The sequence below is a fragment of the Castellaniella defragrans 65Phen genome (assembly GCF_000612685.1).
GTDB lineage: Bacteria > Pseudomonadota > Gammaproteobacteria > Burkholderiales > Burkholderiaceae_B > Castellaniella > Castellaniella defragrans.
Genome location: NZ_HG916765.1, coordinates 2,047,574 through 2,072,123, shown reverse-complemented (window position 1 = coordinate 2,072,123; position 24,550 = coordinate 2,047,574). Strand labels below are relative to the sequence as shown.

General features: G+C 72.6%; 22 protein-coding genes and 2 pseudogenes. 2 read left to right on the top strand and 22 right to left on the bottom strand.

All coding sequences use genetic code 11. From position 1 onward, the window contains the following. Window positions 1–24 precede the first annotated feature (24 nt). Both BN940_RS09255 and BN940_RS09250 read left to right on the top strand, forming a co-directional pair. Entirely contained in the window at window positions 25–999 is a 975-nt protein-coding gene (locus BN940_RS09255; RefSeq protein WP_043682389.1) for a homoserine kinase, read from the top strand. Further along, window positions 996–1,778, top strand: coding sequence for a BPSS1780 family membrane protein (locus BN940_RS09250; protein WP_052355749.1), 783 nt, complete (start codon window positions 996–998; stop codon window positions 1,776–1,778). Before BN940_RS09255 ends, BN940_RS09250 begins: the two co-directional genes overlap by 4 nt. Here the strand turns inward: BN940_RS09250 and BN940_RS09245 are convergent. The 22 genes and pseudogenes from BN940_RS09245 to metE form a co-directional block, all read right to left on the bottom strand. Next, entirely contained in the window at window positions 1,736–2,056 is a 321-nt protein-coding gene (locus BN940_RS09245; RefSeq protein ID WP_052355748.1) for a DUF192 domain-containing protein, read from the bottom strand. The genes BN940_RS09250 and BN940_RS09245 overlap by 43 nt on opposite strands. A 110-nt stretch (window positions 2,057–2,166) precedes the next feature. Then, window positions 2,167–3,030, bottom strand: coding sequence for a type II secretion system F family protein (locus tag BN940_RS09240; RefSeq protein WP_043682386.1), 864 nt, complete (start codon window positions 3,028–3,030; stop codon window positions 2,167–2,169). 33 nt (window positions 3,031–3,063) lie between these two features. Beyond that, a complete protein-coding gene (locus tag BN940_RS09235; RefSeq protein WP_043682383.1) occupies window positions 3,064–3,909 on the bottom strand; it encodes a type II secretion system F family protein in 846 nt (281 codons plus the stop codon). Beyond that, window positions 3,897–5,348 (bottom strand): annotated as a pseudogene (locus BN940_RS20305) (CpaF family protein); the annotation flags it as partial. The pseudogene BN940_RS20305 and the gene BN940_RS09235, both read right to left, overlap by 13 nt. 582 nt (window positions 5,349–5,930) lie before the next feature. Continuing rightward, a pseudogene (locus BN940_RS20300) lies at window positions 5,931–6,182 on the bottom strand (FHA domain-containing protein); the annotation flags it as partial. A 220-nt stretch (window positions 6,183–6,402) separates the two neighbouring features. Then, window positions 6,403–7,794 (bottom strand): type II and III secretion system protein family protein, encoded by a 1,392-nt coding sequence (locus BN940_RS09225; protein ID WP_052355747.1) that lies wholly within the window; start codon window positions 7,792–7,794, stop codon window positions 6,403–6,405. Between the two features lie 296 nt (window positions 7,795–8,090). Next, on the bottom strand, window positions 8,091–9,113 hold the full coding sequence (gene cpaB / locus BN940_RS09220) for a Flp pilus assembly protein CpaB (protein ID WP_084330606.1): 1,023 nt from the start codon (window positions 9,111–9,113) through the stop codon (window positions 8,091–8,093). Continuing rightward, on the bottom strand, window positions 9,110–9,850 hold the full coding sequence (locus BN940_RS18975; protein WP_043682380.1) for a hypothetical protein: 741 nt from the start codon (window positions 9,848–9,850) through the stop codon (window positions 9,110–9,112). The genes cpaB and BN940_RS18975 overlap by 4 nt, the downstream gene beginning before the upstream one ends. Then, the gene (locus BN940_RS17920; RefSeq protein WP_052355746.1) at window positions 9,847–10,590 is read right to left on the bottom strand and encodes a hypothetical protein; all 744 of its coding nucleotides are present in this window, start codon (window positions 10,588–10,590) and stop codon (window positions 9,847–9,849) included. The genes BN940_RS18975 and BN940_RS17920 overlap by 4 nt, the downstream gene beginning before the upstream one ends. A 1-nt stretch (window position 10,591) precedes the next feature. Further along, entirely contained in the window at window positions 10,592–11,905 is a 1,314-nt protein-coding gene (locus tag BN940_RS09205; RefSeq protein ID WP_043682377.1) for a hypothetical protein, read from the bottom strand. Between the two features lies 1 nt (window position 11,906). Next, window positions 11,907–12,137, bottom strand: coding sequence for a hypothetical protein (locus BN940_RS09200; protein WP_043686616.1), 231 nt, complete (start codon window positions 12,135–12,137; stop codon window positions 11,907–11,909). Window positions 12,138–12,556: 419 nt separating this feature from the next. Further along, window positions 12,557–13,255: a fumarylacetoacetate hydrolase family protein gene (locus tag BN940_RS09195; protein ID WP_043682374.1), complete on the bottom strand. Its 699-nt coding sequence runs from the start codon at window positions 13,253–13,255 to the stop codon at window positions 12,557–12,559. Window positions 13,256–13,343: 88 nt separating this feature from the next. Beyond that, window positions 13,344–13,880, bottom strand: a complete 537-nt coding sequence (gene ppa, locus BN940_RS09190) for an inorganic diphosphatase (protein ID WP_043682371.1) — start codon at window positions 13,878–13,880, stop codon at window positions 13,344–13,346. Between the two features lie 34 nt (window positions 13,881–13,914). Further along, on the bottom strand, window positions 13,915–15,411 hold the full coding sequence (locus tag BN940_RS09185; RefSeq protein ID WP_043682367.1) for a heme biosynthesis HemY N-terminal domain-containing protein: 1,497 nt from the start codon (window positions 15,409–15,411) through the stop codon (window positions 13,915–13,917). A gap of 10 nt (window positions 15,412–15,421) precedes the next feature. Next, on the bottom strand, window positions 15,422–16,669 hold the full coding sequence (locus BN940_RS09180) for a uroporphyrinogen-III C-methyltransferase (protein ID WP_052355745.1): 1,248 nt from the start codon (window positions 16,667–16,669) through the stop codon (window positions 15,422–15,424). A 31-nt stretch (window positions 16,670–16,700) separates the two neighbouring features. Next, a complete protein-coding gene (locus tag BN940_RS09175; RefSeq protein ID WP_043682364.1) occupies window positions 16,701–17,465 on the bottom strand; it encodes a uroporphyrinogen-III synthase in 765 nt (254 codons plus the stop codon). An 11-nt stretch (window positions 17,466–17,476) separates the two neighbouring features. After that, window positions 17,477–18,427, bottom strand: a complete 951-nt coding sequence (gene hemC / locus BN940_RS09170; protein ID WP_043682362.1) for a hydroxymethylbilane synthase — start codon at window positions 18,425–18,427, stop codon at window positions 17,477–17,479. A gap of 88 nt (window positions 18,428–18,515) precedes the next feature. Next, on the bottom strand, window positions 18,516–19,223 hold the full coding sequence (locus BN940_RS09165) for a TerC family protein (protein ID WP_043682360.1): 708 nt from the start codon (window positions 19,221–19,223) through the stop codon (window positions 18,516–18,518). Window positions 19,224–19,334: 111 nt separating this feature from the next. Then, entirely contained in the window at window positions 19,335–20,216 is an 882-nt protein-coding gene (gene sucD / locus BN940_RS09160) for a succinate--CoA ligase subunit alpha (protein ID WP_043682357.1), read from the bottom strand. 19 nt (window positions 20,217–20,235) lie between these two features. Next, a complete protein-coding gene (gene sucC, locus BN940_RS09155; RefSeq protein WP_043682355.1) occupies window positions 20,236–21,396 on the bottom strand; it encodes an ADP-forming succinate--CoA ligase subunit beta in 1,161 nt (386 codons plus the stop codon). Between the two features lie 97 nt (window positions 21,397–21,493). Further along, window positions 21,494–22,060 carry a DUF2889 domain-containing protein gene (locus BN940_RS09150; protein ID WP_043682352.1) on the bottom strand — a complete coding sequence of 189 codons (567 nt, stop codon included), beginning with the start codon at window positions 22,058–22,060 and terminating at the stop codon, window positions 21,494–21,496. A 106-nt stretch (window positions 22,061–22,166) separates the two neighbouring features. Continuing rightward, a complete protein-coding gene (metE, locus tag BN940_RS09145) occupies window positions 22,167–24,464 on the bottom strand; it encodes a 5-methyltetrahydropteroyltriglutamate--homocysteine S-methyltransferase (protein ID WP_043682348.1) in 2,298 nt (765 codons plus the stop codon). Window positions 24,465–24,550: the final 86 nt, after the last annotated feature.

Here is a 24,550-nt window from a genome sequence, read left to right as displayed (position 1 = left end):
TTTCGCGGCCGCATGCGTATCCCCATGGCCGTATTCACCCCCGTCACCGAAGACGATGCCCGCGCGCTGCTGCGGCGCTACCAGCTGGGCGAACTGGTCGCCCTGCGCGGCATCACCGCCGGCATCGAGAACACCAACTATTTCCTCGACACCACCGGGGGCGCCTACGTCCTGACCTTGTTCGAGGTCCTGACCGCCGAACAGCTGCCGTTCTACATCGAGCTGATGCACCACCTGGCCGGCCGCGGCGTACCCGTGCCCGAGCCCCAGACCCTGCTCGACGGCACCCGCCTGACCGAGCTGAACGGCAAGCCGGCCGCGATCGTGACGCGCCTGTCGGGCGGCTACGAGCCCGAGCCCGGCCCGGCCCATTGCGCCCTGGCCGGCCAGACCCTGGCCCGCGCCCACCTGGCGGCGCAGGACTTCCCCATCCACCAGCCCAATCTGCGCGGCCTGGACTGGTGGAAGGCCACCGCCCCGGCTCTAGCGCCCTTCCTGGATCCTGGGCAGGCCGCCCTGCTGCAGGGCACGCTGGACGAGCAGATCGCCTTCGCCGCCTCGGGCGCGCCCGCGCGGCTGCCCTACGGGCCCGCGCACTGCGACCTGTTCCGCGACAACGTGCTGTTCGACGGCACCTTCGAGTCGCCCCACATGGGCGGCTTCATCGATTTCTACTTCGCCGGCTGCGACACCTGGCTGTTCGACGTGGCGGTCAGCGTCAACGACTGGTGCATCCACCGCGCGACGGGGGCCTTCGTGCGCCGGCGCCTGGAGGCCTGGCTGCAGGCCTACCACGCCGTGCGCCCCTTCACCGAGGAAGAGCGCGCCGCCTGGCCGGCGATGCTGCGCGCGGCGGCCCTGCGCTTCTGGATCTCCCGCCTGTACGACTTCCACCTGCCCCGGCCGGCCCAGACGCTCAAGCCGCACGATCCGCGCCACTTCGAGCGCATCCTGCGGCTGCGCACCGAGCAGCCCGCGCCCGCCCTGCCCCGCCCATGACGTCCCTGCAAGCCGCCATTCTGCCCCCCAGCGCCGGCTGGTCCTGGATCGTCCAGGGCATCCGGCTGTTCCGCCGCCAGCCTATGGCCATGATCTTCTGGAGCGTCGCCACCAGCTTCTTCGTCAACGTCGGCGCCCTCGTTCCGGTGCTGGGCCAGGCCGCGCTGGTGCTGCTGACCCCGCTGCTGGCCTTCCTGACGCTGTGCGCCTGCCGCAAGCTGGACGAAGGCGTGCGGATGGTGCCCGGCCTGTGGCTCCAGCCGCTGCAGAGCCCCGGCACGACGGGCGCCCTGCTGAAACTGGGCCTTGCCTACCTGGGCTGCTCCTTTCTCGCCGCCCTGGCCGCCGTGCTGCCCTTCATGTCCTCGATGCTGGACGCCCTGGGCACCGCCGAGCAGCCCGACTTCACCGCCCTGCTCCAGGCCCTGCAAGGTCCGCTGATGGTGTTCGGCCTGTTCTACGTGCTGCTGTCGGCCCTGTTCTGGCACACGCCGGCCCTGGTCGGCTGGCACCGGCTGCCCCTGCGCCGGGCGCTGTTCTATTCCATGGTCGCGTGCTGGCGCAACAAATACGCCATCATCCTCTACGTGGCCACCTGGGCGGCCCTCTTCTTCGGCCTGCACGGCCTGCTGGAAGGGCTGGCCGCCGTCGGCCTGCCGGCCGGCCTGCTGGCCTGGCTCGCGCTGCTGCTGGACGTCTTCATCACCGCCCTGCTGTACTGCAGCTTCTACACCATCTACACCACGATCTTCCGCCCCAGCCAGGCGGCCTCGACCTGAGCGCGCCAGTCGCGCCGGGCGCAATAGCCCGCGGGCAATTCGACGACGGCCCGGGCGCGGCGGCACAGCACGCAACGCCCCGGGTCCACGCGCGGCAGCACCCGCACGACGCGGCCCGCGGCATCCAGGAACACCAGGTCCACGGGCTGCGCCAGGCCCAGGGTATGCACGGCGCGGCACCCCGGCAGGAGCAGTCCGCGGGGCCGCGCGCCCCAGTCGGGCCACAGGCGCAGACCCAGCAGGCGCGCGGCGAACGAGCGCGCGCAATACAGGCGCAAAGGCCCGGCCGAGGCGAGCCACGGCGCCGGCGTCCGGGGACCGCGCCAGGCAAACCGCCGGCAGGGCCCCGGCCGCCTTCGGCCGCCACCCCAGGTATCGGGGCACAGCATCAGAATCCCGCATCCAGCAGCTTCACCGCCACGGGAAAGCCGATCACCAGGAAGGTGCAGGGAAAGATGCACAGCACCATGGGGAACAGCATCCGCACCGGTGCCTCCAGCGCCAGCTTTTCGGCGCGCAGGAAGCGTTCGCTGCGCTGGCGCTCGGCCTGGGCCCGCAGCAGCGGCCCCAGCCCCATGCCCAGCCGGTCGGCCTGGGCCAGGGCCGCGACCAGGTTGCGCACCCCGGGCACGTCCGCGTGGTCCGCCCAGTGCAGCAGCCAGCGCGGCCGGTCCACGCCGGTGCGCTCCAGCGCGGCGGCATCCCGCAGGCTCTGGCGCAGCGGGCCGTCGGGCGCATGGCCGGCCACCTGATGCAGCGCCGCCGGCAGGCTCAGGCCGGCTTCCACGCACAGGGTCAGCAGGTCCAGCATGAAGGGCAGCTCCCGCATCATGCGCAGCCGCCGCGCCGCGGCCCGGCGGCGCAGGATCTGGTCCGGCCAGACGAAGCCCAGGGCGGCGCCCGCCAGCGCCGCGAGGATGCCGATCCGCACCGGCGCGCCTCCCATCAGCGCGCCCGCCCCGGCCAGCGCGGCGCCGCAGCCGGCCAAGAGCACGCAGGCCGCCAGCCAGCGGTCCGCCGCCCAATGCGGCGCCAGACCGGCGCGCGGCCCCCAACGCTGCAGTTCACGGCGCATGCGCCAGGTGACGAAGGGCGCGCACCAGGGCGCCAGCGCCAGCACCCAGGGCCACCAGAAGGCGGGCGGCCGGATGCGGGCCTCGCCACGCGCCGCGGCCCAGGGACCGCCCAGCACCCACAGGCCCAGGCAGGCCGCCAGCGCCGCCAGGCACAAACCGATCCAGAACCACGCCATGCCGTTTCTCCCCTCGGTCGCCGGCCCGCCGCCCTACACCTCGATCGCGGCCACGCGCCGGATCCAGAAGATGCCCAGGCCCTCCAGCAGCAGGATCGCCGCCAGCACGATCCAGCCATACCAGGTCTGCCACAGCAAGGCCATGGCCTCGGGCTCCAGGCGGCTGAGCACCAGTGCCAGCACCGCCGGCAGGCCGGCCATGATGCGGCTCTGCATGCGGCCCTGCGCGGTCAGCGCCTCGACCCGGCCCAGCCAGTGCTGGCGTGCCCGCAACGTCTGGGCGATGCTCTCCAGCGTGTCGGCCAGGCTGCCGCCCGTGCGGGCGGCGATGCCCAGCGCCGACACCACCAGGCCGCAGGATTCCGTCGGCATGCGCGCGCGCAGCTGCAGCAGGGCGTCCTGGAAACCCAGGCCCAGGCGCTGTTCGCGCAGCATCAGGCCGAACTCCTGGGACAGCGGCGGACTGGATTGGGCCACGAGATGCCGCAAGGCCGGCTGGACGCCCGCCCCCGCGCGCAACGCGCCAGCCAGCGCCAGGACCAGATCGGGCAGCTGGGCGTCGAACCGCCGCGCACGGCGCCGGCGCACGTGGCGCAGGATCAGCGGCGGCGCGCACAGCAGGCCGGCCAGCACGGGCAGCACGCCCCACCAGCGGCCCGCCAGCCAGGCCACCGCCAGCATCAGCGCCAGGCCCAGGCCGGCCACGGCCGGCCGCAGCTGGGCCATGTCCAGGAACAGGAAGGAGGCGTCCAGCGTGCGCCGGGTCTCGTCGCGCATGCGGTCCTCGTAGCGCGCCCAGGCGCGCTCGGCCTGGCCGAACAACCACCAGACGGCGAGCGCGACGCTGCCCGCCAGCAGCACGAAGATCAGGATCGACATGACGCGCCTCCCGGAGACGATGCGTCCCGGCGGGAGGCATCGCCGGGCGGGGTGCCGCCGGGCGAGGCATCGCTGGACGGAGTACCGCCGGACGAGGCATTCCGCGGCGGGGCCTCGTCCAGGGCCGCCCGGCCCTGGATGACCGTGCGGCCGGAGAACAGGGCGGTGTCCAGCGCTGCCGCGCCCTCGAAGCCGTCGGGCGGCAGGCCGCAGCCGGTGAACACGGCGGGCGGCCCGACGCGTCCCAGGAACAGTTCCTGGAGCTGAATGCGGCCGCCCTCCTGGCCCGTCACCTGGACGATCGCGCTCACCAGGCGGCGGCCATCGGCGGCGCGCACCAGCTGGACGATGAAATCGATGCTGGAGGCGATGTGCTCGCGGATCGCGGCCAGCGGCAGGTCCATGCCCGCCATGAGGATCATGGTCTCCAGCCGGCCCAGGGCATCGCGCGGGCTGTTCGCGTGCAGCGTGGTCAGCGAGCCCTCGTGCCCGGTGTTCATGGCGGCCAGCATGTCGAAGGCCTCGCCGCCGCGGCATTCTCCCACCACGATGCGGTCCGGGCGCATGCGCAGCGCGTTGCGCACCAGATCGCGGATCTCGACGCGGCCCCGGCCTTCCGCATTGGGCGGCCGGGCTTCCAGGCTGACCAGGTGGGCGTGGTTGAGGCGCAGTTCGGCGGCGTCCTCGATGGTGATGATGCGCTCGCCGGCCGGGATGGCGTTGGACAGGACGTTCAGCAGGCTGGTCTTGCCCGAGCCCGTGCCGCCGGAGACGATCAGGTTCCTGCGATGGCGCACGCAGTGCGTCAGGAACCGCGCCATGGCCTCGTCCAGGGCGCCGACCGCCAGCAGGTCGGGCATGTCCAGGCGCCGCGCGGGAAACTTGCGGATCGTCAGGCTGGCGCCGCGCAGCGCGATGGGCGCGATCACCGCATTCACCCGCGAGCCGTCGCGCAGGCGGGCATCGACCATGGGCGCGCTCTCGTCGATCCGCCGTCCCAGCGGCGCCACGATCCGGTCGATGATGCCCAACACCGCCTGCTCGCCGCTGAAGCTGGCGGCGGCGCGCACCAGGCGCCCGCCGCGCTCGACGAAGATTTCATCGTGGCGGTTGACCATGATCTCGGTGACGCCCGGATCGGCCAGCAGCGGTTCGAGCGGCCCGAGGCCGACGGCCTCGTCCACCAGCTCCCGCGCCAGCGCCTGCCTGTCGAGCCCCGCAGGCAGGGCCTCGTCGGCCGCGATCAGGCCGGCCAGCACGGCGGCGGCCTCGGCGCGCAGCGCAGCGTCGCTCATCCCGCCGATGTCGCGGCGGCGCAGTTGCAGCGCCGCGATCAGGCCCTCGTGCAGGCGGCGCCGGTGGGCCTGTCCGGCAGGGTCGGGCCCGCCGAACGGAGCCCCCCCGACTGCAGGGGCTGTGCCGGCTGCACCGGCCGCAACAAACGTACCGGTTGCACCAAACGTATCGGCCGTACCAAACGTACCGGCTGTATCAAACGCGCCGGCCACACCGACCGCACCGGCCGTGATGACCGCGCCGCCTTGCGGCCGGGATGGCGCCTCGTTCGAGCGGCCGCCATGCGGGCGTGCCCCGCCGGCCCGAGTCTGGGCCCGGGCATCGGCCGCGAGGCCATCGGCAGCGATTCCGTCCGGCATGGTTCCGCCTGGCACGGCTTCATGAGCGAGAGTTCCGTCTGGAACGATTCCGCCCCGGACGGCTTCGTGGAAGGAGATCCCGCCTGGAACCGCTCCGCCTTGGGCGGCCCCAGGGGAGGAAGCCATGCAGCGAACCACGCCCTCCGGATCGATCCCCCCGGAGGCGATTCCGCCCGCCGTGGCACCCTTCGACGCACCGTTCTCCAGCGCGCCGCCCGCTGATGCGCCGCCCCGCGCCACCGTTCCGGCGAAGGCGAACCCGCCCGGGGCGGCCGCGAGCGTTCCGATCGGGCCGGCCGGTCCCGACTGCGGCACGGTCTCCGCCCCCGCCGGCAGGACACGCATCAGGCATGGACCGATGACCACCTCGTCGTGCGCGAGGAGAGGGCCGTACGCGGCGACCCGTTCGCCGTTGACGACGGTGCCGAACAGGGAACCCAGGTCTTCGATCCAGATTTCATCCTGGCGCCGCAGCAGGCGCGCGTGCCGGCGCCCGACCCGCCAGGCGCGCAGGACCAGGCCGCTGGCGGCGTCGCGGCCGATCGACAGCGGCAGGGCATGCCGCTCGCGCCGGCGGCGGCCATCCTCGAAGCACAGGTCGAGTTCGATGCCGTCCATCATGCCTCCCCGACCGCCCGGTGAGCACGGCGCCGAGCCACGATCCCGCGACGGAGCCGCGGCACAGGGTATCTCATGCCGCATTGCATGACGTGTTGTTTCACCGCGGATCGCATGGCAGGCCTCATGACAGGCCTCATGGCGGATCGCAAGGCGGATCCCGGTGCGAGCCCCCAAGCGGATCTCACGGCGGATCTCATGGCGGTTCTCACGACGGATCTCATGGCATGGCCTCCCCGGCGCGGGGTTCCGGCCCGGCGGCCCCCTGCCATTGCGAACCGGGGCCGACGGCGCGCGGATTCCAGGACGGCCGGGGCCGTGGGGCGGCAGCCAGGGGCATGGGGCGAACGGGCGCCATCAGCGCGGGCTCGGCCGGAAAGGCCCGCTCCAGGATCGCATCCGCGCGCTGGACGCGCCGGCGCAGGTCGGGATGCTCCGCCGTGACCAGCTGGGGCGTCACCAGGATGGCCAGCTCCGTCTCGTTGCGCTGGAAGCGCGTGGAGCGGAACAGGGCCCCCAGGATCGGCAGATCGCCCAGGCCCGGCAGGCGGTCCACGTTGCGGGCCGTGTCCCGCGACAGGAATCCGGCCAGCACCAGGGTCTGGCCGGAACGCACGTTGAATTCGGTGGCCGTGCGCCGGGTTTTCAGGGAAGGGCCGCCGGGCACCGACAGCGACGGGTCGATGGCGCTGACCTCGACTTCCAGGCGCGAGCGCACGGCGCCGCTGCGTTCGATGGACGGCGTGATGCGCAGCGACACGCCGTAGGGCTTGAAGGCCGTCTGGGTGTTGCCGTTGCCGTCCACCGTGCTGTAGGGCACTTCGCCGCCCGCCAGGAACTCGGCGGTCGCCCCGCTGCGGGCCAGGAGCTGGGGCTGGGCCAGCACTACCGCCCGCCCGTCCTGGGCCAGCAGGTCGATGCGCGCCGACAGCAGCGCATTGATGCCGAAGTAGCCGGCAGCCTGGGGCGACGGGAAGGCCAGGGGCAGCACGGTCTCCCCCGGCCGGTCGGCATAGCGGCGCGAGCCGCCGTCCCAGCCCAGGCCGGCGTTGACGCCCCCCGCTCCCTCGCTGCCCCAGCGCAGGCCGACTTCGCGCAGCAGGGAGCGGGGCACTTCGACCACGCGCACGTCGAGCAGCACCATCTGGTCCCAGCCGACCGTGCCGGTGAAATCCAGCAGCTGCGGATAGCGGCGCCCGAGTTCCGCCAGACGCTGGCGGTCGCCGTCGGACAGCCCGTCGCCTTCGACCAGCAGCTTGTCGCCCAGGGTCGTGACGCGGGCGCCCGGAATGCGCTCCAGCAGGCTGCGCAGTTCGTCCTGGAGCTGGCGCGCCCCTTCGGGCGCGACCTCCACGGCGTAGCGGTAGGCCTGGCCGTCGGCCGTCCAGGCGTGCAGCGTGCTGAAGCCGGGCTTGCGGGCGAATACGATGACCTCGCGGTCGTCGGTGCTGACGGCGTTCAGGATCCTGCCGTCGCCCACCGCCACCCGCGCCACGCCGGGGATGCCCAGCACCCGGACCTCGCCCGCCTGGAGCGCCAGCGGGGTTTCGGCGGCGGGTCCCGGGACGGGGGCGGCCAGGACGGGGCCCGACAGGGCCAGTCCCCAGAACAAGCTCCCGGACAGGCTCCCGAACAGGCGCCAGGAAAGGCGCTGGAACGGACCTCGGGACGGATTCCAGAGTCGTCCCCTGAACGGATTCCAGGACTTGCGCAAGGACTTGCGCAAGGTCCGGCACGAGGTCCGGCACAAATTCTGGCGCATGGCCCCGCGCACAGCCCTCCACGAGGTTCCGCGCACGACCCCGCGCGAGGCCCCGCACAGCCGGCGGCCGGATGCGGGGCGCGGTTCCACCGGGGCATCCTCGCGCTGCGCGCCGCGGCCGGCGCGCGAGGGACGGACCGGCGCGATCATGGGGTCTCCTCGTCGTGGTCTTGCGGCAGGCCGGCCCGGCCCATGGCGGCGTCGTCGGCCTCCTCGCCGTCCGGCGGCACCGCCAGCGGCGGCGACATGGCCTGCTCCGCCATGGAATGCATCCAGGCGCTGGCCAGCGCCTGCCCCACGGGCAGGTCGAACCAGCCGCTGCCGGGCCGCGCCGCCGGCGCCTCTGGATCGGCCCAGGCCGGCAAGGCGCGGGCGCCCGAGGCTCCGTACAGGATGACGGCCCGCCGGGCCGGCGCGCGCGGCGGATCGCCCACCCCCAGCAGGGACGCCAGATCGCCGCGGGCGGCCCGCCGGTCGGCATGGGCATCGCCAGGATGGCGCAGGATGGCGGTCAGCGTGCCCGCCTGGCGGGCGGCGACCAGCTTCACCACGTCTTCGGGCGCCGCATCGAGCGTCACCGTGGAATAGGAGGATTCCTCGGCGCCGGCTTCCGTGGTCCGGGTCTCGCGGCCCGTCGCCAGCACCAGCACGCCCTGCAGGAGCGGCACCGTCAGGCGCTTGCGCCGGTGATCGAAGGACACGTACAGATCGATCAGGTCGCCGGGCTGCAGCAGGCCGGACAGGGAATTGACCTGATCCACGGGCAGCGTGATGGCGCGCCGGCCGGGGGCCAGATGCGCCGAAAAAGCGGGCTGGGGGCGCACGGTGTGCACGGGCAGCAGCGCGTCGCCGGCCCGCACGGCGGTGCCCAGGACGCGGCCCTCGAGTTCGCCCAGCCGGGCCAGCGGCAAGGTGTCGCCGCCCACCCAGCGGGCGGGAAAGCTGCGGACGGCCAGATCGTCCGGCGACAGCCGGGTGCCGACCGCGAGATCCCGGGCGGCCACGATGCGTTCGACCATGTCCAGGCGGCTGCGGGATTCGATCTGCCGCTCGCGCTCGCGCACGTGCAGGGCCAGCGCGCCGGCCGCCAGCAGGCCGGCCGACAGGGCCAGCGTCCCGAGGACGGCGGATCGGGGAACGCGGGGAAACGGGAACGTCGTGAGGATCATGAGGCCTCCTTCGGCCGGTGCCAGAACGTCAGGGCGACGGTGTCGGCCCGGGGGTGGAGATGGACCGTCAGGCGCCCGCCATCGGGCCGCGCCCATTCGCCGGCCAGCGGAGCCGCCTGCGCCCGCGCGGACCCGGCCACCTCGCCGGAGCCCGCGGCCGCCGCCACCGGCCGCCAGTGCCGCGCCTGGAGCGCGCGCCGCACGGCGGCGGCCACGCGCGGATACGGCCCCGGACACAGATAGCTGGCCAGCAGGCCGGTGCCGCCGGCCATGCGGCTGGAGGCCCGCAGCACGGCCCGCGCGCCCGGCGGCGCGATCTGCGCCGGATCGAAGCCGGCCTCGCGGCGTTCCTCGGGTCCCAGGCTGGACAGCAGGCCGACCGTGCCCGCGCCGCCGTCGTCGGCGGGCCGCAGCTGCGCCAGCCAGTGCCGGCCTTCATGGACCCCGGAGAGCGACAGTACCGAGCCGGAGAACTGCAGGCGGTCGAACCGGGACGCCGCGGCGCGCGTCAGCCGCCGCGCCGCATCCACTGGCGCCATCGGCGCCCGGAAACGCCGCACCTGCAGGCGTGCGCCCGGGAGGTCGAAGGCCAGGGGCGCCGCCCAGGACCATTCCGCCAGCGCGACGGCACGGGCCGGATCCCAGGGTGCGGGAGCGGCGCAGGCCGGGCCGGCGCACAGCAGCAGGACCGCCATCAGCATCGAAGGCGGGCGCAGGGGCGGAATGGACGGATTCATGGCTGTCTCCAGGGTTGCAGGTGCGGACGCGGCACGCTGCTCGTCCAGCGGTCGATCCAGTCCCAGTCGGGCGAGGCGCGGCCCCAGGCGGCGTCCACGCCGCGCAGGCGGCCGAGGACCGACTGGCCGGCCGACCGGGACGCCGCGGCCGCATCGGCCCAGGCGCCGGGACTGCCCGCCAGGATCGACTGGGTGTCGGCATCGCCCGCGGCGGCGCCGTCGCCGCGCAGGATGGCGGTATGGCGGCTCAGGCGCAGCCCCAGCCGGTCGAAATCGGACAGGGCGCCCGTGGTGGCCTCCCCGCCGGCGGTCTCGGCCCGGGCGGCGGCGCGCCAGACGGTCGGATCGCCCAGCCGCAATTCCCGGCGCAGGTCCGCCGCGCCGGCCACGGGATCGCCGGCCTGGCGGCCGGCGAGGGCATCCAGGGGTTCGAGCGCCAGGCGCGCCTCGGCCGCCAGCAGATCCAGGCCCCGCCGCGTCCGCCAGCGGTGGCCCGGCGCGTCCAGGTAGCCGTCCGCCCCCGCGTCCAGCGCCTCCGGCGCCAGACCCTGGTGGGCATGGGCGAAGGCGGCGCGGCGGCTGGCATGGGCCAGCTGCAGGCCGGCATCCTGCAGGCGCCCCAGCCAGGCGATGGCGGCCCACAGGCTGCCCAGCACGGCCAGCGCGACCAGGGTTTCGGCGAGGGCCTGGCCGCCCTGGCGTCCGCGCCGATGCCCGCCCCGGCATGCGTGATCGGCCATGTCAGTCTCCTGGCGCATCGGACAGCCCGGCCGCCAGGCGCGCGTGCCAGTAGGGATGGAACAGGCTCGGCGTCTCGTCCAGCCCGTCCGCGCGCCGCTCGGGTCGGGAGAACAGGCTTTCCGCCGCGCTGCGGGCGCGGATCGGGCGGCCGGAGGCATCCGCCAGCTCCATGTGCACGACGAATCCCGACGCGGCGTCCGGGCCGGCGGCTGCCGCGACGTCCAGGTAGCCGCCCAGGCCGCGGGAGGACCAGGGCTGGCGGTCCCGCAGGGCATAGGAATTGGCGAGGGGATTGTCCCGGCCGCCCACCAGATCCCACTGCGTCGCCGCCCGCACCCAGCGCCAGAAATCCTGGTCGGCGAAATCCTCCGGCGGGTCCTCGACGTGGCTCGCGTCCATCGCCTGGCCGGGCTGCGCCGGCATCCAGGCCCAGCCCATGGCGTATTCACGGTAGTAGCAGCCGATCCAGCGGTTGGAGCGCACCGCGTGGAAGGATTGCGTATCCCCCGCCCGCCAGCGGCCGGATTCGTCCAGCGCCGTGCCCCCGCGCCGCCGCAGTTCGTGGCGCAGCTGCGGGCAGCGGGCGCTGACCGGCCAGGGATTGCGCGCCGTGTGGTCCCGCGGATCGAGGAAGGGATACAGGCCGGCCAGATCGCGCACCCAGTCGAACAGCGGCGCATCCGGCGCATGGTGGCGCAGCAGGCCGGGCCAGGCGTCTTCAGACACCACGGGCCGCAGGTCCTCGGGCCGGCGTTCGGGATAATGCCCGGCCAGCACGGCTTGCATCGCATCCTGGCGCGCCAGGGGCAGGTCCCGGGCGAGGACGCGGGACAGGTCCGCCGACAGCTCGTGGACGAAGCGCTCGTGCGCGGCGTAGGCCCGGCCGAGCGCGCCGCCGGCGCGCGCCTGGGCCTCCAGGCCCGCGGCGCCGGCCGCCGCCAGATAAGCGCGGCCGTGGTCGGCGCCGAACATCAGGCCGATCAGGTGGGCGGGCGGGTTGCCCTGAGCGAGGCGGCGCGATTCCATGCCGGCGTAGTGCGCCCAGCTGCCCAGCGTGACCAGGTGCGCCATGGCCAGCTGGTGCGCCATCCGGGCACGGTTCAGGTAGGCCAGGAAATTGAGCGTCCGCGCCTGGACCAGGGCGCCGCTGTAGGCGGCTGCATCCAGGCCGTGGACCAGCCGGGTCTTGGCGGCCAGGACCTGGCCGGTGGCGAAATAGCGCATCCAGGCCAGGCCCAGCACGGCCGCCAGCAGCATGCCGAGCACCAGGACCTGGCCCTGCTGGGCGCGCAGCGCGGGGCGGACGCCGGCCATGTCACTGCCCCGCCGCCGCGTTGCCGGTGAAGGACTTCAGCGATTTGGCGGCCGCCTGGGCGGCGGCGGATTCAGCCGCCGTCTGGGCGATGCGGGACTGCTCGGAGCCGTCCTCGCCGGCGATCTCGCGCGCCATGGCCGCCGTCTGGGCACGGATCACCTGACCGAAGAGCTGGTAGACCGCGATGGCGGCCACGGCCACCAGGGCGACGACAATGACGTATTCCACCATCGCCTGCCCGCGCTGCCCGGACCGGGTGGACGGGACGGGCCTGGACGACAGGAGGACGGGCGCATGCGGCACGCCCGGCCGCGAGGGCTCGCGCACGGCGCCGAAGGACGGCGCGCCGGGCAGGACGCGGCGGATGCGGCCGGAGAATGCGCCGGGACGGGCGCGGCGCGACAGACGAAGGAAGGCGGACATGGCGGGCTCCGGTAACGGGATGAAGCCCAGTGTGCCCCGCCCTCGCCCGCCCGCCTATTCGCACTTCCCGTGCTGGCTGAAAATGTCCCGCCCGCCTTCCGCGCCGCCGGCCGCCCGCATTCCGGACCACGCCTGCCGCCCGTTATCCGCGGCCGGCGTCCGATCCGCCCGCGGAACCATGCTGCGGCGGCGTGGAAGCCGGCCCGGACACCGGCGCGGACGGCGGATCAGCCGATGCGCAGGCGCAGGGTGCCCAATCCTTCGATGGCGGCTTCGAGCCGGTCGCCGGGCACGACGGCGCCGACGCCGGCCGGCGTGCCGGTGAAGACCAGGTCGCCGGCCCGCAGCTCGAACAGGGTGGACAGGTAGGCGATGGCTTCCGGCACCGACCAGATCATGTCCGACAGGTCGCCCGACTGGCGCGGCTGGCCGTTGACCGAGAGGGTGATGGCGCCCTGCGCCATCGTGCCGGCGGACGCGGCCGGATGCAGCGGCCCGATGGGCGCGCTGTGATCGAAGGCCTTGCCGGTTTCCCAGGGCCGGCCGGACTTCTTGGCGGCGGCCTGCAGATCGCGGCGCGTCATGTCCAGGCCGATGGCGTAGCCCCAGATGCAAGCGGCCGCCTGCTCGGGCGTCAGGTCGCGTCCGCCCGAGCCCAGCGCGGCCACGAGCTCGACTTCGTGGTGCAGGTCCCGGGTGAGCGGCGGATACGGCAGCACGCCCTCGGCGCCGTCGGCGACGTTCAGGACGGCATCGGCGGGCTTGGCGAAGAAGAACGGCGGCTCGCGCCCCGAATCGCCCATTTCGCGCGCGTGCTCCGCGTAATTGCGGCCGACGCAGTAGATGCGCCGCACGGGAAAGCGGGCCGAGCTGCCCTGGACGGCCACGGTGGCCGCCTCGGGACGGGGAATCACGGTTTCATCCATCATGGACTCCGGAAAAAACTGGCCCGGCGGCAAAAACGATGACCCGGCCGAAGCCGGGCCGTCAGGCACGCACAGGCGAAGGAACGCCTCAGGCCTTGGCCTGCTCGTAGCGTTCGACGGAGGCGCGGATCTCCTGCTTGGCGGCATCCACGCCCGACCAGCCCTGGACCTTGACCCACTTGCCCTTTTCCAGGTCCTTGTAGTGCTCGAAGAAGTGCTGGATGCGCTGCAGTTCCTCGGGCAGCAGGTCGGCGGTCGATTCGATCTGGCGGTACGGCGGGTAGAGCTTGTCCACCGGGCGGGCCAGGAGCTTGGCGTCCTTGCCGGCCTCGTCTTCCATGTTCATCACGCCCAGGGCGCGGCAGCGGATCACCGAGCCGACCTGCACCGGGAACGGCGCGATCACCAGCACGTCCACCGGATCGCCGTCTTCCGACAGGGTCTGGGGGATGTAGCCGTAGTTGCAGGGGTAGTGCATGGCGGTCAGCATGAAGCGGTCCACGAACACGGCGCCGCTGGCCTTGTCGACTTCGTACTTGACCGGATCCGCGTTCATGGGGATTTCGATCACGACGTTGAATTCTTCAGGCAGCTTGTCGCCGGCCGGCACTCGATCTAGGCTCATGGGGTTCCTTGATAGGTCAGACTGAAAAAACGATCTACTTGCGCGCGCCGCCGTCCGAGGTCTGGGACATGTCCACCCCGGGGATGGGCGCGGTGTCGAAATATTCGTCCTCGGCGGTCATGGACGCGGGCGCGGGCGGCGTTTCGGGCGCCGATCGGGGCGCCGGCGCGGCCACGGGCTCCATGGCGCCGCCCGTCTCGTCCTGGACGTAGACGCCGCTGGCCGCGGGGGGCACGGCCAGGGGCGATTCCGCCGGGGCCGGTTCGTCCGCCGCGACCGCCTCGTCGAAGCGGGGGTCGCCGCGCATGTCGGCGGCGGGCAGCAGCCGGCTGACGGCGGGGATTTCGGCATCCGCCGCCTGGCAGGCCAGCCGCCAGTTGCGCAGGGCCTGGTCGGGATGGCCCAGGGCGTCGTGCAGATTGCCCAGCAGGGCGTGGATGTGGGTGTCGGCGCGCAGGGCCAGGCTGCGTTCGAGGTAATGCTCGCCCTGGCCCCAGAGGCGGGCCGCCAGGCAGAGCTGACCCAGCGCCGCCAGCAGGCCCGCATGGTCGGGGCTGGACCTGAGCCAGAGTTCGGCATGGCCCAGGCGCTGACCGGCCTGCGTGGCGTCGCACTGAGCGTAGAGGCGCAGCAGGCGGTCGTCCAGCCGGCGTCCCAGGGCGGCTTCGAGGATGCGGGCCGACTCGGCCGGATGGCCCAGGCGCACCTGGGCCTGGGCGCCGGCCAGGGCCACGTCGGGATCCAGCCGTTCGTCGGCGCTCAGGTCGCCCCAGACGGCGTTCCAGTCGGATTCCTCGACGCGGGACAGGCGCTGCGCGGTCGATTCGCGGATGAACTGGCGGGCCTGGGTCTCGTCGATCGCGCCGCGGCGCAGCAGCAGGCGCGTGAGTTCGTACACGCGGTCCGCATGGCCGAGCTGGCGATGGGCGCGCAGCAGCAGGCGGGTGCCATGCAGGAAGCGCGACGAGGCGTCCTGCAGGGGTTCCAGCAGGGCCAGGGCTTCCTCGGCGCGGTTCTGGTCCAGGTACATTTCCGCCGTCACGGTATCCACGGCCTGGCGCAGGCGGGAATCCTGGCCGGCGCCCTCCTGGGCGAGCCGCAGCACCTGGTCGCGCCGCGCGGTTTCGCCCAGCAGGTGCAGGGCGCGCGCCGCGCTGAGCCCGGCCAGCACCTTGCGGTCGGCCGAGCGGGTGCGCGACACCAGGTTGGACAGGTCCTTTTCGGCCTGGACGTAGCGGCCTTCCAGGACGTTGATCCAGCCGCGTTCGAGCAGTTCGATGTCGCGCTTCTGGGCGCGGCGCCCGCGCCAGGCGCGCAGCCGGCCGGGGCTGGTGCCCAGCCAGTTCAGGGCGCGCAGCAGCCAGTGCAGCGCCAGGAAGGCCACCAGCGCGAGCACGACCGCCAGCGACAGGGACAGTTCGATGCGCCACGGCTGGGCGACGATGAGGACGTTGCCGCCGTGCTCGCGCAGCACCAGGGCCAGCGCCACGGCGGCCGCGAACAGAATCAGGGTCCAGATCCAGGATCGCATCGCGCTCCCCTCAGACCGAGCCGGCGACGGCGGGCGACGGCGCCGCGTCGCGCAGGGAATCGCCGGGGGCGGGCGCGTCCTGCTCGTCTTCCTCGGCGGCCGCGTCCCGGGCGGCGGCGATCGCGGCCAGGCTGTTGTCCACCGTGGGCAGGGCGATCTCGATCGGGGTGTCGTGCAGTTCGCGGGCGATCTTCAGGGCTTCGCGGGCGGACTCGGCGCGCATGTCGTAGCGCTGGTCGATGGCCCGGGAGAGCTGTTCGAGTTCGGCCTGCCAGATGCGCGACTGGCGCATCATCAGGGCCAGCTGGGCCGTCACGGCGCGCTGCTTCAGGACTTCGCGGAAGCGCAGGGCCTGGTCGGGCGACATCAGCAGCGCGGCTGCGTCGTCCACCCGGCGCACGTCGAACAGGCTGCGCAGGTCGCGCGAGACCAGGCCGGCCGCGTCGCGCGTCCATTGCCAGGCGTCGGCGGCCACGGCGCGCCAGCCTTCGGGCGCCGGCTGCGCCGCGGGGTGGGGTTCGGCGGCGGGCGTGCCGGCCGCCGGCGCCTGCGCGGCCGCCGGAGTGGCCTGGCCGGCCGGATGCGCGGCGGCATCCGGGACCAGCAGGGGCGCGGTCCCGATCAGGTCGGACAGACGGTCGATGCGCGCCGACAGGGCCGGCAGGTCGATGGTGGCCACGGCGCGCAGGCGGTCCAGGTCGCCGTTGATCGACTGCTGCAGCGCCGCCAGCCCGGGCCGGTTGGCGCGCGCCAGCTGGGCCTGCGCGGCTTCGAGGGAGATGATCGCGTTGGCGACGTTGCCGCCCAGGGCGAGCTGCTGCTGGGCGATGGTGACGAGGTGGTCGATGTCGTTGAGCAGCAGCAGGTCCGAGCCGCTGTCGGTCATCATCCGCAGGGCCTGGTCGAGTTCCTGGACCTGGCCGGAAGTGGCGTCCAGCGCGCCGCGCAGGTCCTCGATCCGGGCGGCCTGCTCCTGTACCAGGGACAGGGCCTGGCCGGCCTGCTCGCGGGTTTCCTGGACCAGCCGGACGCTTTGCTCGTGCTGCTGTTGCAGGTCGGCGCGCAGGGTGCGGTACTGCTGGTTCTGGTAGTACAGCGCCCCGCCCAGGATCAGGGCGAGCAGGGCCAGCAAGACCACCGCCGGGACGAAGCCGCCCCGGCGCGCCCTGCCCGCCCCCGCCTGGGCCGTTGCCAGCGCCGAGGCGGGCTGCGCCGATTCTGGAGTCGAGGCGGGCGAGCTGTGATCGGTATCGGTCATGGCGGCGTACGGGTCCTTCTAGGCTGATCTTCTAGTCTGATCGTGCAGATGCCAATATAGCCTGAAACAAGGCGGCCTCATCGGGCGCGCTGATGCGCACGGTCAGCGCGCCCGCGGGGCGGTCGGCATAGATGCATTGTAAACGCCGCGCGATCCGCTCGTGCAGGGTGACGAGCCGCAGGGCGGGCGGCCAGTCCAGGCCCTGCAGGCGCAGGCTGTCGGACACGGCGTCGACGGCCTCGGGGCTGGTCAGCAGCAGCGTACAGGCGGCGGACTGCGCCAGGGCGGCGCAGGTGGCGCGGTCCCAGGCCACGGGGCTGCGCCGGTACAGGGCATGGCATTCCACCGCCCAGCCGCGCGCCCGCAGCTGCCGCGCGAGCCAGTCGCGCCCCCGCTGCGCCCGCAGGATGTGGGCGCGGCCGGGCGCGAGGCGGGCGGCCTCGATGACGGCCAGCAGCGCTTCCGAATCGGGCGGCGCGCCGGCGGCCGGCGCCAGGACGAGGTGCCCGGGCACGTGCGCGCGCAGCGCCCGGGCGGTGGCCGCCCCCACGGCCGCGGCGCGGACGCCGTCCGGCCAGGGCGCGCCGGCGCGGCCGGCGAAACAGGCGTCCACCGCCTGGCGGCTGACGAAGACGCAGAGATCGCCCGCCGCGAGTTGGGGCGCCTCGACGTCCAGGCGCTCGATCGCCAGGGCCGGCGCCTCGATCACCGTCGCGCCGGCCGCGCGCAGGGCGCGGGCCAGCGATTCGTTGCGCCCCGCGGGGCGCGTGAGCACGACCGGAGCGTGCGGGTCCATCCGGACGCCGTTCAGGACGCGGCGGACTCGGACAGGCGGGCCAGGATCGCGTCCGCCCCCTGGCCGAGCAGGTCGCGGGCGGCGTCTGCCCCCAGCGCCTCGGCGGCCTCGGGCGCGCCTTCGGCCTGCGCACGCAGGACGCGGCTGCCGTCGGGTTCCGCCACCAGCGCCTGCAGGCGCAGGCGGCCGTCCCGCAGCACCGCGTACGCCGCCAGCGGCACCTGGCAGGAGCCCCCCAGCGCGCGCGACACGGCGCGCTCGGCCAGGGCACAGGCGGTGGTCCGGGCGCAGGCCAGCGGCGCGAGCCAAGCGCGCAGTTCGGCCCGGTCCGCCAGGGTCTCGATCCCCAGGGCGCCCTGGCCCGCGGCCGGCAGGCTGATTTCCACCGGCAGGACGGCGCGGATCCGCTCCGCCAGGCCCAGGCGCCGCAGGCCGGCGGCGGCCAGCACGATGGCGGCGTAGTCGCCGCGGTCGAGCTTGGCCAGGCGGGTGTCGAGGTTGCCGCGCAGGGGCTTGACCACCAGATGGGGATGGCGCGCGCGCAGCTGGGCCTCGCGGCGCAGGCTGGAGGTGCCGACGACGGCGCCCGGCGCCAGTTCGTCCAGCGAGGCCACGGTGTTGGACACCAGCGCGTCGCAGGCGTCGGCCCGCTCCAGGATGGCGGACAGGGCGAACGGGGCCGTGAGATCGACCGGCACGTCCTTGAGGGAGTGCACGGCCAGGTCCGCGCGCCCGTCCAGCAGCGCGGTTTCCAGTTCCTTGACGAACAGGCCCTTGCCGCCGACCTTGGACAGGGTCCGGTCCAGGATCTGGTCGCCGCGCGTGGTCATTTCCAGCAGATCGACGCGGCAGCCGGGATACAGCGCCTGCAGGCGGGCCTGCACATGGCGGGCCTGCCACAGCGCCAGGCGGCTGGCCCGGGTGGCGATGACAAGGGTTCGGGGAGCCGGGGCATGGGTCATGCGATATACCTCGAGAGCAGCAGACGGAGCAGCAGGCCCAGCGCGGCCAGGATGGCCAGGCCCTGCAGCAGGGTGGGACGTTTCAGTTTCATGGCGTGGTCCGTGCGGCCGCCGCGCGGCGGCCCAGCCAGGTGCCCAGGCCCATGACGAGCACGGCCCCGGCGATTTCGGCGATCAGGCGGACCGGCCCGGGGACGGCTGCCAGCCGGTCGGCCAGGAGGGCGTCGGTGACCAGCATCCCGCCGGCGATCCAGCCCAGCAGGCCGGCGCCCAGCGTCACCACCAGCGGATAGCGGTCGATCAGTTTCAGCACCAGGGTGCTGCCCCAGACGATGATGGGCACGCTCATCAGCAGGCCGAAGACGACGTAGGCCATCTGGTGTTCCGCGGCGGTGTTCTGCGCCGCGCCGGCGATGGCGATGACGTTGTCCAGGCTCATGACGAAATCGGCGATGATGATGGTGCGCACGGCCGCCCAGACGGAGCCGGCGCCTTCGATCCGGCCATGCGCGCCGTCGTCGGGCAGCAGCAGCTTGACGCCGATCCACAGCAGCAGCAGCGCGCCGGCGATTTTCAGGCCGGGAAAGACCAGCAGCGTCAGCGCGAAGGCGATCAGGGCCACCCGCAGAACGATGGCGCCCGCCGTGCCCCACAGGATGCCCTGCAGGCGCCGACGGCGTTCCAGCCGGCGGCAGGCCAGCGCGATGACGACGGCGTTGTCGCCGCCCAGCAGCACGTCGATGAGGACGATCTGGAAGACCGCGCCCCAATGCAGCTGTTCCAGCCATTCGAGCATGCCGCGCCCGCCTCCTGGTCGATAAGCAGAAAAAGAATAGAAAAAGCCCCCACGCCGGGGGCCTGGACGATCGGCGCGCGGGGCGCAAGCCGCCCGCGCGCCGGTCTGTCATTACAGCACGGTTTTGAGCAGCTTGCCCATTTCCGAGGGATTGCGCGTGGTGCGGATCCCGCAGGCTTCCATGATTTCCAGCTTGGCGTCGGCGGTGTCGGCGCCGCCCGAGATCAGGGCACCGGCGTGGCCCATGCGCTTGCCCGGAGGCGCCGTGACGCCGGCGATGAAGCCGACCACGGGCTTTTTCATGTGGTCCTTGGCCCACTGCGCGGCGTTGACCTCGTCGGGCCCGCCGATCTCGCCGATCATGATGACGGCGTCCGTGTCCGGATCGTCGTTGAACATCTGCAGCACGTCGATGTGCTTCAGGCCGTTGATCGGGTCGCCGCCGATGCCGACCGCGCTGGACTGGCCCAGGCCCAGTTCCGTGACCTGCGCCACGGCTTCGTAGGTCAGGGTGCCGGAGCGGCTGACGATGCCGACGCGGCCCTTGCGGTGGATGTGGCCCGGCATGATGCCGATCTTGATTTCGTCGGGCGTGATCAGGCCCGGGCAGTTGGGGCCCAGCAGCAGGGTCTTGCGGTTCTCGGCGCGCATGCGGTTGCGCACTTCGAGCATGTCGCGCACGGGGATGCCTTCGGTGATGCAGATGGCCAGGTCCAGGTCGGCCTCGACGGCTTCCCAGATGGCGGCGGCGGCGCCCGCGGGCGGCACGTAGATGACCGACACGGTCGCGCCGGTGGCCTGCTTGGCGTCCTTCACGGAGGCGTAGATGGGGATGCCCTCGAAGTCCTCGCCGGCCTTCTTCGGGTGCACGCCGGCCACGAAGGCGGCGCGGCCGTTGGCGTAGTCGCGGCACATGCGGGTGTGGAACTGGCCGGTCTTGCCGGTGATCCCCTGGGTGATGACCTTGGTGTCCTTGTTGATCAGAATCGACATGTTCTATTCCCTGAGATGCTTATTTCGCGGCGGCGACGACGGCGGTCGCGGCTTCGGCCATGGTGTCGGCGCTGATGATGGGCAGGCCCGAGGCCGCCAGCATCTGCTTGCCCTTTTCTTCGTTGGTGCCCTTCATGCGCACCACCAGCGGCACGCTGAGGTTCACGGCCTTGCAGGCGGCGATGACGCCTTCGGCGATCACGTCGCAGCGCATGATGCCGCCGAAGATGTTGACCAGGATGGCCTTCACGCCGTCGTTGCGGAGCATGATCTTGAAGGCTTCGGTGACCTTTTCCGCCGTGGCGCCGCCGCCGACGTCCAGGAAGTTGGCCGGCTCGCCGCCGAACAGCTTGATGGTGTCCATCGTGGCCATGGCCAGGCCGGCACCGTTGACCAGGCAGCCGATGTTGCCGTCGAGCTGGATGTAGGCCAGGTCGAACTTGCTGGCCTCGACCTCGGCGGGGTCTTCCTCGTCCAGGTCGCGGTAGGCGACGATCTCGGGGTGGCGGAACAGCGCGTTGGAATCGAAGTTGAACTTCGCGTCCAGGGCGACGATGTTGCCCTTGCCGTCGCGGTTCAGGGGGTTGATCTCGACCAGCGAGGCATCGGTTTCCATGTAGCAGGTGTAGAGCTTCTGGCACACGTCGATGAACTGGTCCACGGAATCGGCCGGCATGGCGACGCCCTGGGCCAGCTTCTCGCCGTCGGCCCGGGTGAAGCCCTGCAGGGGGTCGATCTGCACGGTGACGATCTTTTCGGGGGTCGAATGGGCGACTTCCTCGATGTCCATGCCGCCTTCGCTCGAAGCGATGAAGGCCACCTTCTGCGTGGCGCGGTCGGTCACGACGGACAGGTAGTATTCCTTCTGGATGTCGGCGCCTTCCTCGATGTACAGGCGGCGCACCTTCTGGCCTTCGGGGCCGGTCTGGTGCGTGACCAGCTGCATGCCCAGGATCTGGCCGGCCAGGGTGCGGACCTCGTCCAGCGACTTGGCGACCTTCACGCCGCCGCCCTTGCCGCGCCCGCCGGCGTGGATCTGCGCCTTGACGACCCAGACAGGACCCCCCAGTTTTTCGGCTGCCGCCACGGCCTCCTCGACCGAGAACGCGGGAATGCCGCGCGGGACAGTCACGCCAAACTTCTTCAGCAATTCCTTGCCTTGATATTCGTGAATTTTCATGAGTTACCTGTCAGTGGAGAGAAAAGGAAGCCGCCGGCCCGCCGCTTCGGCGTGCCGGTCCGAGGAACGCCATCCGGCCCGCGGCCCGTGGGGGACGCTAGGCTTCATCGGAATGGGCCTCGGCGGGGACGTACCAGGGGGAATAATGCATGCGCACCACCGGGCCATCCACGCGCAGGGCGTGACAGCCGTCCAGCTGGAACGGCCGCTCGCCGGTGTCGGCCTCCTGGCGCTGGCGCCCGGCCATGGTCTGGACCGCCACGGTGGGCAGCACGTCGGTCAGTTCGGTGACGTGGGTACAGCCGGCCGTGCGGCCGAAACGCTCGCGCACGCGCTTGCGGAACTGGTTGAGCAGGTTCAGGCCGACCAGGCGCTGGTATTCCGGCGCGATCGCGCTGCAGAATTCGCCGTAGGGCGCGGCTTCGTAGGCGGCATCGGAGGCGGTGATGGTGAAGTGGTCGTCGATGGTGACGCGCAGGCGCATGTGGTGCACCGGCGCGCCCGCGGGATGGACTTCGTTCCCGCGGACCGGGAAATCGTAGGCCTTGGTATCGACGAGTTCGGCTTCGAGGTCCCATAGCCCGTCATCCCGGGCATAGGATTCGACGCGAATGGAGCGCGTGTGGATGGGACGGCGCGGACACGCCGGATCGGACAAGGGCATTGGGAACGGAAAGGCCGGAATTCGTAAAACCTTTCAATTATATACCGTGTATAAGCCCCCGCTTATGTAGCCCCGCTCGTGTCGGGGCCATGCCCCCGCCGCGCGCTCAGGCCGCTTCGCGCAGCGTCCGGGCCGCCTGCACCATGGCCTGCAGCGCCGAGCGGGTTTCCGGCCAGCCGCGGGTCTTCAGGCCGCAGTCCGGATTCACCCAGAGCCGCTCGGCCGGCAGGCGCCGGGCGGCGCGCCGCACCAGGTCCACCATCCAGTCCTCGCGCGGGACGTTGGGCGAATGGATGTCGTAGACCCCCGGCCCGATGTCGTTCGGGTAGGCGAAGGCCTCGAACGCGCCCAGCAGCTCCATGTTCGAGCGCGAGGTCTCGATGGTGATCACGTCCGCGTCCATCGCCGCGATCGATTCGATGATGTCGTTGAACTCCGAATAGCACATGTGGGTGTGGATCTGCGTGTCGTCGCGCACCCCGCTGGTGGACAGGCGGAAGCAGTCCACCGCCCAGTCCAGATAGGCGGCCCAGTCGCCGCGCCGCAGCGGCAGGCCTTCGCGGAAGGCCGGCTCGTCGATCTGGATCACGGTCACGCCGGCCTGCTCCAGGTCCAGGACCTCGTCGCGCAGGGCCAGGGCGATCTGGCGGCAGGTCTGCTCGCGCGGCTGGTCGTCGCGCACGAAGGACCATTGCAGGATCGTCACCGGGCCGGTGAGCATGCCCTTGACCGGCTTGTCCGTCAGGGACTGCGCGTAGGCCGACCAGGCCACGGTCATGGGCGCCAGGCGCGCCACGTCGCCGTAGATCAGGGGCGGCTTGACGCAGCGCGACCCGTAGCTCTGCACCCAGCCGTAGGCGGTGAAGGCGAAGCCGGCCAGCAGCTCGCCGAAGTATTCCACCATGTCGTTGCGCTCGGGTTCGCCGTGCACCAGCACGTCCAGGCCGATTTCCTCCTGGAAGCGCACCACGCGCTCGATTTCCTCGCGGATCGCCTTTTCGTAGGCGGCGTCGCCCAGCGTCCCGGCGCGCCAGTCGCGGCGCAGCGCGCGGATCTCCGGCGTCTGCGGGAAGGAGCCGATGGTGGTCGTGGGATAGCGCGGCAGGCCCAGGCGCGCCTGCTGGGCGGCGATGCGCCGGGCGAAGGGCGCGCGCGCGCGGCGGATCGAATCCGAGGCGGCGAGGCGCGCGGCCACGTCGCGGCGGTGGATGCGGGCGGAGGCGGCGCGATCGCGCACGGCCTGGCGGGCGGCCGCCAGCGCCTGCCGGTCGAGGTCGTCGGCATCGCCGTCCACCAGGGCGCGCAGCAGGCGCAGTTCGTCGAGCTTCTGCACGGCGAAGGACAGCCAGCCGCGCAATTCCTTGTCTAGGGCGGTCTCCAGGCTCAGGTCGATGGGACTGTGCAGCAGCGAGCACGAGGGCGCCAGCCACAGGCGGCTGCCCAGGCGGGCGGCCGCCGCGCGAACCTGTTCGTGGATGCGGTCCAGGTCGGCGCGCCAGACGTTGCGCCCGTCGATCACGCCCAGGGACAGGACCTGGCCGTCGCGCAGCGCGGCCAGCACGGCCGCCTGCTGGTCCGGCGCGCGCACCAGGTCCACGTGCAGCCCGTGCACCGGCAGGGACCGGACCACGTCCAGGTTGTGCTCGATGCCGCCGAAATACGTCGCCAGCAGCAGCTTCGGCCCCTGCGCCGCCAGGCGGGCGTAGACGCCGGCCAGCGCCTCGCGCCAGGCCCGCGGCAGGTCCAGCACCAGGATGGGCTCGTCCACCTGCACCCATTCCACGCCCTGGGCGGCCAGCCGCCGCAGCACCTGCTCGTAGACGGCCAGCAGGCCGGGCAGCAGGTCCAGCTTGGCCGCGTCGCCCGCCCCGCCCGCGTAGGCATCGCCCTTGCCCAGCCACAGCCAGGTCAGCGGCCCCGGGATCACAGGGCGGGCGCGGTGGCCCAGCGCCTGGGCCTCGGCCACCTGCTCGAACAGCGATTCGCGCGCGATGCGGTAGGTCTGGCCAGGATGCAGTTCCGGCACGATGTAGTGATAGTTGGTGTCGAACCACTTGGTCATCTCGCAGGCCGCCGCCGGCGTGCCCGAGGGGGCGCGGCCGCGCGCCATGCGAAACAGCGTGTCCAGCTCGACCGGGGCGTCGTCCGCCTGGCCGAAGCGCGCCGGCACCGCGCCCAGCAGCGTGGTCCATTCCAGGATCTGGTCGTACCAGGCGAAATCGCCCACCGGCACCCACTGCGCGCCGGCTTCGGCCTGGATCGCCCAGTGACGGGCGCGCAGCGCGCGGCCCGTGGCCAGCAGGCTGTCCGCGTCGGCCTTGCCGGCCCAGTAGGCTTCCTGGGCGCGCTTCAGTTCCCGGGCGGCGCCGATCCGGGGAAAACCTAGATTATGAATGATCGTCATGATTAATCCTGATAACATTAAAATTATTCAATGAACGACATTCTGCCTGGAGAGGCAGAAAATAAAAAATCAAATCCTGCACGGAT